13 protein-coding genes are annotated in these 15,637 nt (G+C 46.3%); 2 read left to right on the forward strand and 11 right to left on the reverse strand.

Translation table 11 applies throughout. The annotated features are described in order from the left end of the window. Positions 1-144 precede the first annotated feature (144 nt). The 4 genes from QUB11_RS00315 to metK all read right to left on the reverse strand — a co-directional run bounded on the left by QUB11_RS00315 (position 145) and on the right by metK (position 5,158). Positions 145-2,061, reverse strand: coding sequence for a HEAT repeat domain-containing protein (locus QUB11_RS00315; RefSeq protein ID WP_333198708.1), 1,917 nt, complete (start codon positions 2,059-2,061; stop codon positions 145-147). A 151-nt stretch (positions 2,062-2,212) separates the two neighbouring features. After that, positions 2,213-2,392: a hypothetical protein gene (locus QUB11_RS00320; protein WP_333198710.1), complete on the reverse strand. Its 180-nt coding sequence runs from the start codon at positions 2,390-2,392 to the stop codon at positions 2,213-2,215. Between the two features lie 126 nt (positions 2,393-2,518). Then, positions 2,519-3,691 carry a family 10 glycosylhydrolase gene (locus QUB11_RS00325; RefSeq protein WP_333198713.1) on the reverse strand — a complete coding sequence of 391 codons (1,173 nt, stop codon included), beginning with the start codon at positions 3,689-3,691 and terminating at the stop codon, positions 2,519-2,521. Between the two features lie 204 nt (positions 3,692-3,895). After that, positions 3,896-5,158, reverse strand: coding sequence for a methionine adenosyltransferase (metK, locus tag QUB11_RS00330; RefSeq protein ID WP_333198715.1), 1,263 nt, complete (start codon positions 5,156-5,158; stop codon positions 3,896-3,898). Positions 5,159-5,460: 302 nt separating this feature from the next. Between metK and QUB11_RS00335 the strand changes: the two genes are divergently transcribed. Continuing rightward, positions 5,461-5,631: a hypothetical protein gene (locus tag QUB11_RS00335; protein ID WP_333198717.1), complete on the forward strand. Its 171-nt coding sequence runs from the start codon at positions 5,461-5,463 to the stop codon at positions 5,629-5,631. 151 nt (positions 5,632-5,782) lie between these two features. On the opposite strand, the gene QUB11_RS00340 is transcribed toward QUB11_RS00335, so the two are convergent. Both QUB11_RS00340 and QUB11_RS00345 read right to left on the reverse strand, forming a co-directional pair. Further along, positions 5,783-6,130 carry a rhodanese-like domain-containing protein gene (locus tag QUB11_RS00340; RefSeq protein WP_333198719.1) on the reverse strand — a complete coding sequence of 116 codons (348 nt, stop codon included), beginning with the start codon at positions 6,128-6,130 and terminating at the stop codon, positions 5,783-5,785. A gap of 205 nt (positions 6,131-6,335) precedes the next feature. Further along, positions 6,336-6,965, reverse strand: coding sequence for a hypothetical protein (locus tag QUB11_RS00345; protein WP_333198721.1), 630 nt, complete (start codon positions 6,963-6,965; stop codon positions 6,336-6,338). A 197-nt stretch (positions 6,966-7,162) separates the two neighbouring features. Between QUB11_RS00345 and rpsD the strand changes: the two genes are divergently transcribed. After that, the gene (gene rpsD, locus QUB11_RS00350; RefSeq protein ID WP_172190738.1) at positions 7,163-7,771 is read left to right on the forward strand and encodes a 30S ribosomal protein S4; all 609 of its coding nucleotides are present in this window, start codon (positions 7,163-7,165) and stop codon (positions 7,769-7,771) included. A 378-nt stretch (positions 7,772-8,149) separates the two neighbouring features. Here the strand turns inward: rpsD and QUB11_RS00355 are convergent, their stop codons facing one another. The 5 genes from QUB11_RS00355 to QUB11_RS00375 form a co-directional block, all read right to left on the reverse strand. Further along, positions 8,150-9,352: a catalase gene (locus QUB11_RS00355; protein WP_333198723.1), complete on the reverse strand. Its 1,203-nt coding sequence runs from the start codon at positions 9,350-9,352 to the stop codon at positions 8,150-8,152. A 347-nt stretch (positions 9,353-9,699) separates the two neighbouring features. Next, a complete protein-coding gene (locus tag QUB11_RS00360) occupies positions 9,700-11,346 on the reverse strand; it encodes a peroxidase family protein (protein WP_333198725.1) in 1,647 nt (548 codons plus the stop codon). 75 nt (positions 11,347-11,421) lie between these two features. Beyond that, a complete protein-coding gene (locus QUB11_RS00365) occupies positions 11,422-12,456 on the reverse strand; it encodes a DUF2235 domain-containing protein (RefSeq protein ID WP_333198727.1) in 1,035 nt (344 codons plus the stop codon). 634 nt (positions 12,457-13,090) lie between these two features. Beyond that, on the reverse strand, positions 13,091-14,524 hold the full coding sequence (locus QUB11_RS00370; protein WP_333198729.1) for an MFS transporter: 1,434 nt from the start codon (positions 14,522-14,524) through the stop codon (positions 13,091-13,093). Positions 14,525-15,287: 763 nt separating this feature from the next. Continuing rightward, entirely contained in the window at positions 15,288-15,533 is a 246-nt protein-coding gene (locus tag QUB11_RS00375) for a hypothetical protein (protein ID WP_333198731.1), read from the reverse strand. Positions 15,534-15,637: the final 104 nt, after the last annotated feature.

Consider the following 15,637-nt stretch of genomic DNA (forward strand, 5'->3'; position numbering starts at 1 on the left):
TTTAGATTTTAGATTTTAGAATTGAAGCATTGACCCGACGGATAAATTCGGGGGCTTGTTTCTCGGATACAGGTTTTTTATTTCACCGGTCCTGAGTCTGCTTTCGGAATGAATCACGTGGCGGGTATCCTGGATGCTTGATTGTCAATTTTTGGCAATTGCGAGTTCTGGAGTTACGGTAGTCAATTCGATCGCCAGTGCTAGCTTACCGTCTCTACCCAAAGCTTCATCGGCCAAGTGCACCATCCAGCGATTCGGCTTGGCTTGGGGTCTGGCGGCGAGCACCAACGCCCAAGCTTCCCGTTCTTTGCCACGACCCAACAGCGCAGCACACACAGTCAAAGCTGTGGCCGTTGAACGGCTGATTCCACTTTGGCAGCAGATCAGCAAACTGCCTCCCTCAGACGATATTTTAAGGGCGAAATCAATAATTTTCAGTACATCCTCAAGGGTAGGCAAGATTTGATCGGGGTCGTCAACGGGGGTGTCGAGGTCGTTAAACTCCAGACACATTCGGTTCTGGATTTGATCAAAAGTTTTGGGTTCCGGCACACCCGGACTGCCGATCGAGATCAGGTATTTAATCTCGCGCCATGCAGCGCGATCGACAATGTATTCGCTGGCTTCTACTTCCGAAGCAATCAGGATTTTCGGCAGTTTTTCACCCGATAAATCTGCAGAGACTGAGGGAGCAAAATCAACTGTTTCTGCCTCAGTGCTGACATCCGCCAAATATTGGGCAGCCAGCGCACGAACGTCAGCAAATTCGGGATTTAAAGCTGTTTCCAGAGCAACAATAGCAGCCGTGGAGCCAATGTGACCGAGGGATTTAACAGCCTTTTGGCGCACTCCAGAATTTTCGTCCCCCAGCAGCCGCACCAAACCTGCCACAGCTTCCTCAGTCCCAATTTCCCCTAAAGCAGCAGCAACTCTCCACCGCACATAAGATTCGCTGTCGCCAATAGCGCTCGCCAGTCCCGCGACCACCATTTTTGGCAATTTCGCATCTCCCTCTGTATTGATGTTCCCAAGGGCAACCGCCGCCCTGCCGCGCACGAAAATATCTCGATCCGAGAGCGACCCGATTACCGCCACCATAGCCACCTCGCTGCTGATTTCCCCCAACGCAGAAACTGCACTGCCGCGCACGTCTGAGTCGTCATGCTTGAGGGCTTGCACCAACCCCGCCACAGCCGTTTCCGTGCCGATTTGTCCCAAGGCCTCGGCGGCCCTCAAAGAAACTGCATAGGAGTCGGGATCATCGTGAAGCAATTCTACTAAGCCGGGTACTGCCTCAGAATCGCCGATTTTCCCCAAAGCCGCCGCCGCCCTAGCGCGGACGATGTGATTTTCGTCTCTGAGGGCATTCAGCAGGCCGGGAACTACCTCAGAGACTCCGATTTTCCCGCAGTTGACTGCTGCCCGCCAGCGCACTTCGGAGTCTGGGTGTTTGAGGGCTTTCAGCAGCGCGGGGACGGCTATTTTCGGGTTAATTTTGCCCAAGGCCCAAACAGCCCAGGCGCGCACCTTGGAATCTGGGTGTTTGACGGCTTTGAGCAGTGCTACGGCGGCTGGTTTCGAGTCAATTTCTCCTAAAGCCCAAGCAGCCCAAGCTTGGATTTGGGAATCTTTGGATTCGAGCGATCGGGCTAATTCAATTACTGCTGCTTCGGAGCCGATTTTCCCGATCGCCCGCATCCCCTCCAGGCGCACTGCACTTTCTTTGTGGTTCAATGCAGCCACCAGTATCGGAATTGCCATATCCGAACTTGTGAGGGCCAGCAGTTGAATTTTGAGTAGGGGCGAAGTGGGGATTTTGTCGATTAATTTTATTGTGGCTATTTGAAATTCTGGCTTTACCGTTCCTGCTAGCTTTGAGCCGAGTTTTAAATTTACTTTTAGAGCTAATTTTACTGCCCGCAACGCCAGACTTTGCTGTTCTACTTGCGGCAATATAGTCGCCAAGGTGTGCATCCCTTGTTTTTGTTTCAAATATTTTTGATGGAATTGAGCATCGCTGAGTTCGGGTAGCTGTTGGATGAGGCTTGCTGCTGATGTCACTGATTTATCCTAATATTGTGGCGAGCGGTTGAGATTGCTCTTTTAAACTGTCTTTAAAAAATATGCCGTCTACAAAACGCTACTTCTAAAAAAAAGCTTGCACCACTTCTAAAATATGTCTTATTCCACTATTTTTGCAACTCCCCAATTATTAATTATGGGGTTTGTTTGGGCGATCGGCTTGACAATGAGTAGCGCTTGCTGCTTGGCATTGCTGGGTTTTGAGATAGCCTAGCTCTGCTATATCATTTATACTCACATCTTGCACCATTGTCAGCAACAGGCAAGATGCCTGTTCCACAAGAAATTTCACTCTTTGTGGAACAGGCATCTTGCCTGTTCATAAAAGCTTATTGAGAATGATGCCACATCTTATTTTATACCAACTTGGTTTTAAATAGCGATCGGCGCGGTTGACTGCAGCCAACCGGAAACAGCTTGATTGCGGGACAATCTCTCAACGAGCATAGGGCCCTTTTTTCAAAACCTTAGCCAAAGCGTTATCGTTATCTCGCAAACCTTCGTAAAAAAACATCACTTCTCCTTGAATGCCGCAAGAGCGGTTGTAAGCAATTACTTGCAACAACAGTTCGGGAGTTATGCTATATTTGCTGCCTCGATTCGTCAACAAAATACCGGGTGACACGCACTTTACTTGCTGCCCGCTAAGCTGTCCACCCATCATTTTATCGACCAATTGTTTGTAAGCATTAAAATCGCGGCGATAAAACTGCGGGTGAAGCAGATCCACCAAATTTTTGTCAACCCAAGCTTTAGAATCTTGCAAATATTCCACCAGTCCCCAGTCATAAGGACTCGGCGACATCGATAGCAATAAATCAGGATTAATCGCTTTCACTTCTCGGTATAAACGAGCCACAAACTCAGTAATAATATTAGCACGCCACTGCAGCCAATGTGGCTCTTTACAATCCGACGGTGCTGCTTTACCGCACTCTTCTCGATAACGTTTAACCGTTTTTTCGTCGTAACCGCCTTCTACCGGAAACGCAATGCGATCGTCTCCTTGAACGCCGTTTACCGGATAATTCTTAGCAACTTCCAGCATTAACCCCAGCACAAAGTCTTGCACTTCCGGGTCAAGAGAATTCATCCAGTCAAAGTTATTTTTCTTAAGTAAATTGCCGCTGGCATCACGGGCGATCCACTCAGGTTTTTTCGCCAGCAAATGACCGCCCTTGCGATTGTAAGAACTCACAAATCCGTATTCAAACCAAGGAATAACTTTGAGTCCGGCTCTATTTGCCTCAACAATTAATTCTGCCAAGGGGTCGCGACCTCGATACCGCGCGTCAATTTCCGCCCCAAATTGTTCGCACATAATTTGAGAAGGATAAGCCGTAAAACCCCCGTTCCAAACTACAGGAAAAACTGTATTAAATCCCGTATCGGCGAGAAAGTCCATTGCGTCAGCAATTCGCTGTTTTGAGGTGAGAACTTTGCAGTCTGTGCTGGGTATCCAAACGCCGCGAATTCCACCAGGATTGTCAGCCGCTAACGAACTTGGCAGCCCTGATGGATTTGGTGCAGAAAATCCAGTCGCCAACCGCTGTTGGAACGAAGAGACCAAACTGCGAATTGCAGATTGGAAAGGTGTGAAAAATCGCATTTATTTATTCTTTTTTTGTTGTAAGGTGCGGAGTACGCACGCTACGTTATTAATTTGTAGAACCCGATATTATTTATGGATAAGGTGCGCCGAAGCACCGCCTATATTATTTTTGAATAAGGTGCGGAGTACGCACCCTATATTGATTGGTAGCACCCAATATTATTTATGGATAAGGGGCGCCGTACACGCCCCAAAATTGTACTATCCAGCTACTCCCGACAACTTCTGGCTCAAAGCTTCTTTCAAAAGTTCCGCCTTATCAGTTTCCTCCCAAGGCAAATCTAAATCAGTGCGTCCGAAGTGACCGTAAGCCGCCACATCTTGATAGAAACGGCCGCCTCTTTCAGCAGGCAAATTCTGCAAGTTAAATGCCTGAATGATTCCCGCAGGACGCAGTTCAAAATGCTGCTTCACAACTTCCAAAAGGCGATCGTCATCAACTTTCCCAGTGCCAAAAGTTTCGATCATCATGCTAACAGGCCGCGCAACGCCGATCGCATAACTCAACTGCACTTCGCACTTTTGGGCCAAACCAGCCGCTACGATATTTTTAGCAACGTAGCGACAAGCATAAGCCGCGCTGCGGTCTACCTTGGTGGGGTCTTTCCCTGAAAAAGCGCCACCGCCGTGGCGGGAATAGCCGCCGTAGGTATCCACAATAATTTTGCGGCCCGTCAAACCCGAATCTCCTTGAGGCCCGCCGACCACAAATTTGCCGGTGGGGTTGACAAGGAAGCGAGTTTCTGCATCCGGCTGCACGCTAATATCGGCAAACACGGGTTGGACGACTGCAGTCCAAAGGTCTTCTTTGATCTTGGCTTGAACTGCGGCTGTGTCTGTGATGTCGCCGATCGTTTCGGTGTGCTGGGTAGAAATTAAAATCGTATCTATGCCAACAGGTTTGCCGTCCTCATAGATGACTGTAACTTGGCTTTTGCCGTCGGGACGCAGGTAAGATAACTGACCGGTTTTGCGGACTGCTGCCAGTTGACGGCAAATCCGGTGCGCTAAACTAATCGGCAGAGGCATCAATTCCGGCGTTTCGTTGCAAGCAAAGCCGAACATCAAGCCTTGGTCGCCGGCTCCAATGGCGTCTAATTCCTCTTCACTCGATTGTTCCCGGCTTTCGTGGGCTGTATTCACCCCTTGAGCAATATCGGGAGACTGAGAATCAAGAGCTACCAACACTGAGCAACTATTGGCAGAAAACCCGTTGTCAGCGTGGATGTAGCCAATATCGGCTATTTTTTTCCGGGCTAATTCTATGTAATTTACCTGAGCTTTAGTGGTAATTTCGCCCGTCAGCAGCATTAAGCCGGTGTTGACGACTACTTCGGCTGCGACGCGGCTTTTGGGGTCTTCAGTCAGTAAGGCATCTAAAATCGTATCGGAAATTTGATCGCAGATTTTATCGGGATGACCTTCAGTGACCGATTCAGAGGTAAACAGGTAGCGACGTGACAATGATTATTTCTCCTTAAATAGGGGCTCTTCCTGCGCGACCTCGACGACCGACGAGTTATTTTTCAGGTAAAGGCCAAGAAAGATCGCGTCTGGGCTACCGTCGAATTTTTGTCGGTCTGCAGAGCCGTTTTGAAGCAGGGTTTGAGATTGGGTAAAGTGACACTACTATAGCAAAGTCAGTTCCGGGAAGTCCCTAAAAACTTAGATTTTGTAGGATTGTCGATCGATCTTGGACACCGCTCGTCTACCCCCTAACCTGACAAAGGTAAGATACAGTCAGGGTATCGCCTTGTGCAAGGACTATGGCAGAACTCCAAAAATCACCAAACTTGATAATCCAAACAGTTGCCGACCTAGAATTTCCCGGCGGCCCCATACCGCTTGACTCTCGATTTGGCGTTGCTGATTTATGGTATGAAAGGCTAAATATGCAAGTCATAGAAACCAGTATCTACAAAGCTTTGGGATTTTAACTTATTTTTCCTACCCTGATTAAGCAACGCCAAATTTTCGATTTGCTGGTGTTAATTAGCTAATTCCGGGGAAATATAATTCGTTTCTACACATACAAAGTCCGCCCGCGCGGACTCTGAAGAAAACGATAGTTAAGAACTGGATTTGATGTTAATAGCGGGGGACGGTTCGATCGACCACCATTGAGTAAGCATCGATACCGCCAACGATATTTTTAACGTTGGTAAATCCTCGATCGGTCAACCACTGGCACATTTGAGCCGATCGCACTCCGTGATGGCACAGAACTAGGGTTTCTGTATCGCGATCTAGTCTAGCGTCAATTTCACCAGACCATTCGGCAAACTCGCTCAACGGAAAAGCTACAAATCCCGGCAGCGCCGCGAGTTCAATTTCGTAAGGTTCCCGCACGTCTACAAGCTGCAATTTCTCAGCATTGGTTGCTGCTAATTGGCGACCTAATTCTTCGACTGTAATTTGAGCAAAAATTTCTGACATTTGATTAGGAAAAAGTAGTCATTAGTCATATCATGTCCGGTCGAGCGACCGCGATTTTTGTAGGGGCCCGTGAGCCAACAATACCTGCCAATAATGGACAATCTCAAAAACCCGCCCCGACCAGGATATTATTGTTAATCGATCGGACATTAGTCAACAGTCAACAGTCAACAGTCAACCGTTAACAGTCAACAGTTAACAGTGATTAATTGAGGGGCGCAGGCGGTGGAATTAGCTCCACAGGAGGGGTAGGTGCAGGACGCCCGTCCAACTGGCTCACGCTGCCGCTGGGGTCAAGACAAGTGGCGATTAACCGGTCAGTAGGAAAATCGAGCCGGCCGCTCAAACCGACTACGCATTCAGCAAACTGTTGTGGCAATAAACTGCGGCGGCATCCATCGAGCACTAACAGGGGAGCTGCTGGTTGAGTTCGACTTTTGCCGTTAATATTCACTACGCAAGTAGCCAATTCGTTGGGACGCCTCACCCGCCTACAGCTAGAGAGCGCTTCGACACCAGGAATATTGGTTTTGCGGTTGATTTGGAGAGCGCATTTAGATATGTCGCGGGGGCGGAGCGCGTCAGCACAAGCGGCGGCGGCGACCTCTGCTCCCACTCCGGCTTCGATTAGTTCCAGGGCGCAGACGCGATAGGGATTCCTAGAGCGAGGGATTCTAATAGTGATGGCTGATGCTGGTGAGATTGGCAGTGCTGTTGCCAACAAACCGAGTGCTGCTAGCTGCGTGCCGAGAGCTAATATCCAGCGCGCGGTAGGGTTTGAGCCTGTCGGTGCTGGCTTTGGGGAAGAAGTACGGGAGAAATTGCGGTTGTGCATGGCAGATCGAGTAGTGAGTTTTTTTGGCTGATTGGGGTGATCGAGCGATCGGCTTTTCCTTCAGAATTTACCGCACATTATGGATCGCCCTCCGGTCGATCGTTTTTTTATCGATCTTTGTTGGAATTTTGACCGTTACCAACATATAATATAGAGTCTGCATAAATATTGCATACAGATATTAGAGAGGAAAATAAATGTCTCGATATCGAGGCCCCCGATTGAGAATCGTCCGTCGCCTGAAAGAGTTGCCGGGTCTAACCCGCAAAACCCCCAGACGAGATTATCCGCCTGGACAGCACGGTCAAAACCGCAAAAAGCTCTCTGAGTATGCGGTTCGCTTGCAAGAAAAGCAAAAACTCCGTTTCAATTACGGTGTGACGGAACGCCAATTGCTCCGTTACGTCCGCAAAGCCCGCCGTGTCACGGGCTCCACAGGTCAAGTGTTACTGCAATTTTTGGAAATGCGCTTGGACAATACTGTGTTTCGGATGGGAATGGCTCCAACCATTCCGTCCGCTAGACAATTGGTAAATCACGGTCACATAACTGTCAATGACCGTGAAGTCAATATCGCCAGCTATCAGTGCAAGCCTGGTGATGTGGTTGCTGTGAAAAATAGAGAGCGCTCTCGCACAATGGTAGAAGCTAATCTCAAAGACCCAGGCTTGGCTCACTTGCCGAATCACTTGGAATTTGATAAGCAAAAACTGGTTGGCAAAGTTAATGGCGTTATCGAACGCGAGTGGATTGCTCTACAGATTAACGAACTGCTAGTGGTGGAATACTACTCACGGCAAGCTTAATTTATTAGTCATCAGTCGTTGGTCATTAGTCATCAGTTGGTTGCTAGCAGAATAATTAATAATTGGGTACGAACCCAGTTATTGATTAATTGCTACTGAATAATGAGGACTAAGGACTGAGGACTAAGAATTCATCATTTTTAACACTCCCACCCCCTAAAAAGGGATGGGATTTTTTGAAGGTTTCGCTTGTTAACTTCTTTTATATCGTTTCCGGTTGCATCGGAATGATTTAACCGCAGAGGGCGCAGAGAACGCAGAGGGAGAGAATACAGAGATGAATACAGGACGATGCTACCGGATTTGATATTAGTTGCCATTTGCTCAGACGACACCTGCCTGATGGCTTAAATGATTTCCCAGCCCCAAATTATTCCCTTAAAAAGTTTCTTCTCCTGTGGGTTCTTGGTGGACAAGACCTCGCTTTTGAAGGCGATAATTCGCTACAACGGGGTAAACAACACCGCGTATCCGATTGATCGCACCTACTGGACGATGAACTGCTAAGCCGTTCCAGGGAGAATATCTCAGGTTTTCGTTGAAATCAGATTGTTTTTCATAATCAATAATCTGATGCTTGACGGTGAGACGACCTACTCTCAAGAAGGGTGATTCCTTTTCCTTCCAGACATTGATGCCATCGTCGATCGGCATTTTTAGGCTGGTTTGGAACTGAATGCCAAAATCCCAACAGTATTGAGCGTCAGGTTTCGCCAAGGCTTGAATGAGATCATCCCGGTAATAATTGTCTGGTTGATTGGGATCTAAACCCAAGGCTTTAGCGCGATCGACAAAGGGAATTTTAGGAATTCCCGGTCGAGATTGTTCTGGAATTATCTCGTGCGGTGGTTCGCATGAAACCGGAGTAAACCCATACTTAATTACAGCCGGATATTCGACAGGAACTACACCAGGCTTAGAGGGATCGAAATCGGGATTTAGACCCAAAGCAGAGGGTGAACCGCTCCAATATTTGGCTGTTAGCAAACTCTTCGGAGTCCGGCTACCCGTAAGCGTTGACACAGCTAAAAAGTGTCTGGGATGTCGGATTAGCCACTTTTTCAATGTCTCTGGTGATTCAACCAGAGCAGAAAAAAAGCCGTAGTAGTCTTTGATGGTTTGGCTCACAAATATCTCTGAATTGTGAACAATGATGTCCTGGGTTTTTGACTCGTGGCTTTGCGCCAGTCGTTCCCCTTCCACCCCCATCACTTTCAGTGAGATTGAGCGCGAATCTTTTTGGTAATCAGGGTATACTTTGGTAGCCCCGTTAGCAAATCGCAACCAAACAGGATATTCTTTGGGTTTTGCTAGCAAACCTTGCTTAAGGGAAATCCCATTTAGTTGCGAAGAAGTTAACGAAGCGCGTTTGCCCAATTCCCGTTTAATCGCTTCCTCATCAAAGTCAAAAATTTCCAGAGTTCCTTTAACGCAAGCATGAGTTTTGGCGTGAGTATCTCGCAGCGCCCGCTCCTTATTGCCGTAAAGATTATCCATCCGAAGCTTGGCCTGCTCAACCAAAAGATCGTAATATTTGCGTTCGTCTTGTTCGGGATATTCGGTAAATAACTTCTTCTTCATAACATAACCTTCGGTTAATCGCTAAAAAAGGCTCTACACAAACCGTTGCATCTGTTAAACACTATAACTGCTGGTGCAATTGCTCCCGAATTGCCGTAGCCGATCGCTTGCGAAAATATCGCCTTTTTCTTCCAATACGGTTCAGTTAAGCCTGATCCCCCCTAGCCCCCCTTAATAAGGGGGGGACAAGAACTTACTCTTGCGTCCCCCTTATTAAGGGGGATTTAGGGGGATCTCCGGGGAATAAACAGTTTTAACTAAACCGTATTGCTTTTTCTTCCTCATTTTTGAGGGCGCAGGTGTCTTTGCGCCCCCAACTAATTTGAGTCTTAGTTGTCAGCTACAACTTAAAGATCGAAGGAGACTTTGTACTTGGGATCGCTTGGAGGAACATTACGATTCACTAAATCAGAGACTGTTTTGGTATTTTGGATAATTTCCCAACCAACCTCAGAAAAAGTTTCCTTATTGAAGACTTTAGGCGATAACAAAGGATTAGTTAAAGCTTGGGAGAAAGCATCAATGCCAATTATCCGTGCTACTAAAGGCGGAATTGCTGAATTTTCTCGGACATCTTCAGCGTACAATCCGACAAATAGTTCAATCTTATCAACATGACCGTACAACTCTTTTAATTTCTGTTGAGCATATTCGTCACCCGTAATTTGATTGAAATCAGTCACCCTGGGATAACCACACATTTCGCGGTAATCGTTATAACTGGCTAACTGTGCCTGCCGTCCGAGTTTAACAGATGCTAGTTCCGTAGCATCAATAAATGTATAAGGTGTTCCTGCGATCTTAAAATCAGGTGTGTTAAACAAACCAATTCTAGTGCCTGGTTGGGAACAAGTTTCTTCCATCAATGCACCCAACCCTTTATCGATTAACATCTGATTATTCCAGAGGGAATCGTACATGGATTTTTCTTTCCCGTCATAGGTAAAGGTTTCAGGAACCGCACTATGCCAGCGATAGACAAAACTAAACTCAATCGCCATCCAATTTTCTCGATACCAACTTTCCTTGGTAAAAGCTTCAGGATCGGCAAAGAACCTAAAATTATAGGGCGTAATGTGGAAAATGTACTCTTCCATAATGATATTGAGAACAATCACCATGAGAATATTTCTCGCGGTTTGGAAGAGCCTCTCATCGTCCCATTGCGGATAGCTTTTGGACAAAACATCACAAATTCGATTATGCTCCCTGATACATAAAGTGTTGAGCATGACATAGCCAATTTGGACGTTTGCCCGTTCAACTCCCATTGCAAATAGCTTGCCTTTCTTTTCGGGGGGTTGTCTTTTCTCATCATTAAGGGGTGCATGAAGACCTTCAAATTGAGGATCGATAATACCCTGCTCAGGATCGGCATAATAAAAGAGTGGATACTCTTCTTCTACGCCATCTTTGCGCTTGAGTTTTTGGGTTTTAAATTTACCGTCTTTGAAAGCTCTGAGCATATTTGTTTGTTTGCGGGTCAACCCGTAAACATTACACATATCAATCTGATGGTTGGAGGTATTTTTGAAGCGGTTTTGCTGATCGATCCGCAGAAAACTATCTGTAAACCACTGCACCCAATAGGGAAAGAGCAGAGTCGATTTTTCCGAATAAATGGTTTTTCCGTCTCTTTTTTGGAATAAGGTCTTTACTTTGTCCAGTGGTGGTAAGTTTCCTTCTTTGTTAAATTCTGGGTCGGGAGGTAAATGTCGCCCAGTATAAGTCTTGTCTGTAAGTGAATCCCAAGAGATGTAGGTATCAGTTTTCTTGGCAATATCTGTCCCTGGAATTTTGGGATCTAAGCCCATTAAGCTATAGGGAAGCGGGCGAGTCGGAAGTTTGTAAATGATGCTATTGAGAAAAAATTTGTTTAGTTTACGTTTCAGAGGCTCGTAACTTTGAACTAAATCCCAAATTGGTTTGAAATGAGTCAACGTATATGCTAAAGCTTTGTTGCTGAATCCATCTCTAGATGTATCTCTTTTCATGATTGCTTTTCCTTTCGAGTGTTGTAGATTAGATCGTCTTCTTATTCTCGGTTGTGAGAGGTTGATAAAGTTCGATCACTTTTCTATATTTTCAATTACTTTGGAGAGAATTTTTTGCAGATTCTTAGGTCGATAGTCTTGGCGTTTTTTCAATCGCTCGATCGCGCTTTCATGAAGCTCCTCAATAGCATCGCCCACTTCGCGGAACTTGATTCCTGCCAATTTGAAAAACCCAGGATTGTTTTTAAAATCAATCTCATAATTGGGATTGATACCTGTGGGAATGACACTTGGATCGAATTCCAGCCCCAATCCCAGGTTACGGGTTGAATCCAACATCCACTGCAAGGCAGTATCTGATAAACCGCTGTATTCTTCCGATCCACCGCCGACGCAGATATGCGAGCCGGGAAACCAAACTTGAATAAGCCGCTGATGGTGGGCATCAGGATCTTTCTTCATCAGGGTAACATCAAAGATTTCGCGAATTTCGTCGATCGCGACGGCGTGCAACGCATTCTGAATCGACTTATTTAAAGTGGTATCGTGGAATCTGTACCTTTTCTTGAGCTGTTCGTCATACTTTTTGAAGGCGGGTAGAACAGGAATACCCAGGGCTCCAACGGTGTCGAAACAACCAAGCAAGGTAATCGGGACGCGCTTGCCGTTATCTTTGCCGTAATCTTTGCGGTAATTGGCTGCTATCTTATCCTTTGGTTTAACGTCTCGGTTACGGTAAAGCTCGTAAGCTTCTGATGCCCTGGTAATATGAGGGCGGTCTAGGAGACCGGAGCAATGAATCATCCCCGCTAGACTCCTGACTGTGTAAGCACCGCGACTGAACCCGAATAAATAGATTTCGTCACCACTATCATAGTTGAGAGAAAGAAAACGATAGGCATCTTGTATATTTCTATCGATTCCCAGTCCAGTGACTCCGCCCAAAATCTTGTTACTATCCGCTCCAACTCCTTCGTCATAAAACACGATTTGCGGAACCCCGTCACTGCCACTGGATTTCACTGCCTGGGCAAGCTTAATCACATTACTTGGGTAACTACTATTTAGTTGTTGCCAAGTGCCATCACAGCAAACGATTAGACGTTTCATTTTTACTTGTCTCTCTTTGAATCGGAAATTTGAGAGCGATCTGTCATTGGTAATCGGTTACAAGAGAATTGCCAATTCCCCTTTTTGTATGGCGTCAGGCGAGCCCTGCTAGTTTTTGGCTCGAAATTGTTATGTGGGTGGGCAATCTTTAGTTATTTCGATTGTCAGGATAGTAGTCTCAAACCACCACCTAGTTGAGTTGATTGTATTAAAATGTGAATAATATTTATATTTCTTAATACAAAAAGGGCTGAGCGTAAGATCGTAGGTTTGGTTCTGGGAAAATGCTCGATTCTCCTAAAACGTAAAAATTTTACAGAGTGAAATAGTAGCTTTGGTTCTGGGAAAATGCTCGATTTTCCTAACAGGAGTAGTGATCCGAGGCCCTAGCTAACAAACCTTTAAACACATTTACGCTCTGCCTTGTCAGCTTGTAAAACAGCTATATCTTATCAATTGGTCAGTTGGCTGCAAGATAATGGTGACGTATTGGGAGAACACATAGCAGGTTTGGACTATGTTTTGGATTAAAATTTGTTTCAGCCACTCTCAAGTTTTCTGCGATGTGCTTGAAGTTTGTAACAATCTGTGGGTTTTTCTGTTTTCTCGATCGGCAAATTTGTGAGAAAATTTCCTAGCCCCGGTTTAAATTGAAACGTCCCAAAGTGGGGACGATCGACCGCAGCGACTGGCTACGAGGTTCTCGCACCAAAACCAAAGGCACAAGAGCAATCAGTCGCACAGTAGCCGAGAGGGCAAACACTGCTCCCAAACTCATGCCCGGAAGTTCGGCAACAAAGCCGCCGACGGTAGTTCCCAAAGCCCCAGCTACTCCCGCAACCGCTGCGGCGATCGCAAAATAAGTCGAAGGTTGCTCGATCGACGCGAGCTCCATTTGAATATTGTTAGTACACAGCCCGATCGCGCCTAAAGTCGTTCCCCCCAGCAAGTGCAGCAGCGGCAGCCACACCCATAGGGCAAACGGGTAATTGCCCGTACCCAACCACAGCAAAGGGGTTACGGCCACCACCAGCCCAACAGCAATTAGCAGCGGGCGATTTCCCCAGCGATCGGCCAACTTACCCCAAAACATCAGCAGCAGTAGATTTGCCCCGGAACTTAAGCTGGTGTAAATCGTTACCAAACTCACATCCAAGCTTAAATCTTTCAGTAAGTAGATATTAAAAAAAGGCGCGCTGAGATTAATAGCAAATGTCCACACACTGAAGTAAAGAATAAACATTAAAAAATTATAATCTTTCAGCACAGCAGGCACAAAATCTGTTAAGTGCTTTGCTTTTTTTTCGGTAAGTCGATCGCTCTGTGCATCTTTTTTGTATACCTGGGGATTCACATCAACCATGAAGCATTGACACCCCAAACTGATCATTCCCGCCAAAACACCCATCAATAAAACAATACCGTAGCCCAAAATAGGACCGCCGTCCCAAGTTGAAACTCCCAATCCCATCAACGGCACTCCCAGCAAAGTTATGAGGCTGACAGCACTGTTGCGAAAGCCAAAATAGCGTCCCCGCAAGCGCTGAGGAACCACAGCAGCCATCCAACTGAACCAGCTAGAATTGGCAAAAGCTGCCAGCACGCTAGCTGCTACGACTGTTACCAGTGTCCATTGCAGCAGTTGGTCGAGGTCTGCGTGCTGGGAACCCCAAACAATTGCCACCGCGAGCACCAGCCACAGCAGCCGCGACACGCCGAATACAAATAGGTTGTACCAGTGGCGACTGGTTGTCTGATCAGCGATGTAGGCTCCTAATGGTTGCAGGAGATTTACCACCATCGGAATAGCCGAGAATATACCTATTTCCACGCTGCTGGCGCCGAGTTGCAACAAGAAATTGCTCAGCAGCACGCCTGTGGTCGCCGACTCGAAGACAGCGGCAAAAACGCCATCTAGAGTTGAGGCTTTCAGAGTCGATCGAACGTCTTTTTTGGAAAATTTGAGAGCTGTTTTTGGATAGAGAACGAGCTGAAATATTTTCGGGTCTACTATTTCTGCAGTCTGAAGAGATAGAGGTTCATTTAACTCTGCAACTGGTTCAACCATAGTCAATCAATTTGAGATTTTAGATTTTAGATTGTAGATTGGAGAATTGAAGTAACAGGGTTAGATAAAACCAGCCCCACCTTCAAGAGGCTAGCTCGAAAGTAGGACTGGCACGTCCGGGTAATTCATATCAATATAAATGACTGGCGATCGCTAGGACATCAACCGCTTGGGAGATTTGACACTCCCTAGCCTAAAGGCGTAGGGATTCTTAATTCATCGACTGACCTTTAAGCGCTATGTCCTTTCGGCAATCTTTAAACTTTTCAACCGTGCAATTACACCAATTGACGAGCCTAATTCACAGCAACCCCAGAGGGTCTATCTCCAAAAGCGTACTAGGATACGAACCTAGAGTTCGGGTATGCCCTACCCTACTTAACAAATGAACTAAATTATTTTTTTTCTGGTAAAGAGAATGCGTCGATCCTCTAGCTGTTTTAAGAGTTTTCGCTGCTCTCGGTCCAACAATTTATGCCTAAAAGTGTGTCTCCGTTTCACCATGGCAAAGGAGTTTAACCTTGACTGTTCAAGTCTAGCACAAATACAAGAAATTTACGGATTTTTAGGAATGGATTTAAGAAATTAAAGCCGTCCTAGAAGGACGGGGTTTTAAACCCAATTTTCTGATAAATCTGCTAATTGTAAAAAAGTAGGTTTTAGGGCTTAACCAGGAAGCGAGCGCAGCATTTTGCATACCAAAAATTGCTCGAATTCCGCCTCAAACAAGTTCCCCAAAGGCAAAAGCAAATTTCGCGCGAGCTCACTCGGTTCTCAAATCTTTACGGCTAGCTAAATCTATAGAATGAAAGATGATCGACTTGCCGAGTATAGGTGCTAACGATTTGTACCTAATTCCTGGAATCCGTTTGTTCAGTGCCAGCGCTCGCGATCGAGATTCCGGGTTTTTTGTGAAAATCGCCCGCACCGGCCCGTAAGCCTTCGGAGTGGGTTGTTGGCGATCCTCTACGAGGATCGCCAACTGGTAAGACAAAATTATAGTTGACAAAAATTACGCGAACTGCAGATAATAGCAAACCCTAGAATTAAACTTAAACGTTTAAGGGGTATCAGTGCTAAGGCGTGATGTCGATCGCCCGCAAATTTACGTAT

Origin of the sequence: Microcoleus sp. B6-A1 (assembly GCF_036705085.1) — a bacterium.
GTDB lineage: Bacteria > Cyanobacteriota > Cyanobacteriia > Cyanobacteriales > Microcoleaceae > Microcoleus.

Bases quoted from the DNA above. Each gene is read 5' to 3' on its own strand.
- QUB11_RS00320 (WP_333198710.1), bottom strand. From the start codon at position 2,392: ATGCCTGTTCCACAAAGAGTGAAATTTCTTGTGGAACAGGCATCTTGC.
- QUB11_RS00325 (WP_333198713.1), bottom strand. From the start codon at position 3,691: ATGCGATTTTTCACACCTTTCCAATCTGCAATTCGCAGTTTGGTCTCT.
- QUB11_RS00335 (WP_333198717.1), top strand. From the start codon at position 5,461: ATGGCAGAACTCCAAAAATCACCAAACTTGATAATCCAAACAGTTGCC.
- QUB11_RS00340 (WP_333198719.1), bottom strand. From the start codon at position 6,130: ATGTCAGAAATTTTTGCTCAAATTACAGTCGAAGAATTAGGTCGCCAA.
- QUB11_RS00345 (WP_333198721.1), bottom strand. From the start codon at position 6,965: ATGCACAACCGCAATTTCTCCCGTACTTCTTCCCCAAAGCCAGCACCG.
- rpsD (WP_172190738.1), top strand. From the start codon at position 7,163: ATGTCTCGATATCGAGGCCCCCGATTGAGAATCGTCCGTCGCCTGAAA.
- QUB11_RS00355 (WP_333198723.1), bottom strand. From the start codon at position 9,352: ATGAAGAAGAAGTTATTTACCGAATATCCCGAACAAGACGAACGCAAA.
- QUB11_RS00360 (WP_333198725.1), bottom strand. From the start codon at position 11,346: ATGAAAAGAGATACATCTAGAGATGGATTCAGCAACAAAGCTTTAGCA.
- QUB11_RS00365 (WP_333198727.1), bottom strand. From the start codon at position 12,456: ATGAAACGTCTAATCGTTTGCTGTGATGGCACTTGGCAACAACTAAAT.
- QUB11_RS00370 (WP_333198729.1), bottom strand. From the start codon at position 14,524: ATGGTTGAACCAGTTGCAGAGTTAAATGAACCTCTATCTCTTCAGACT.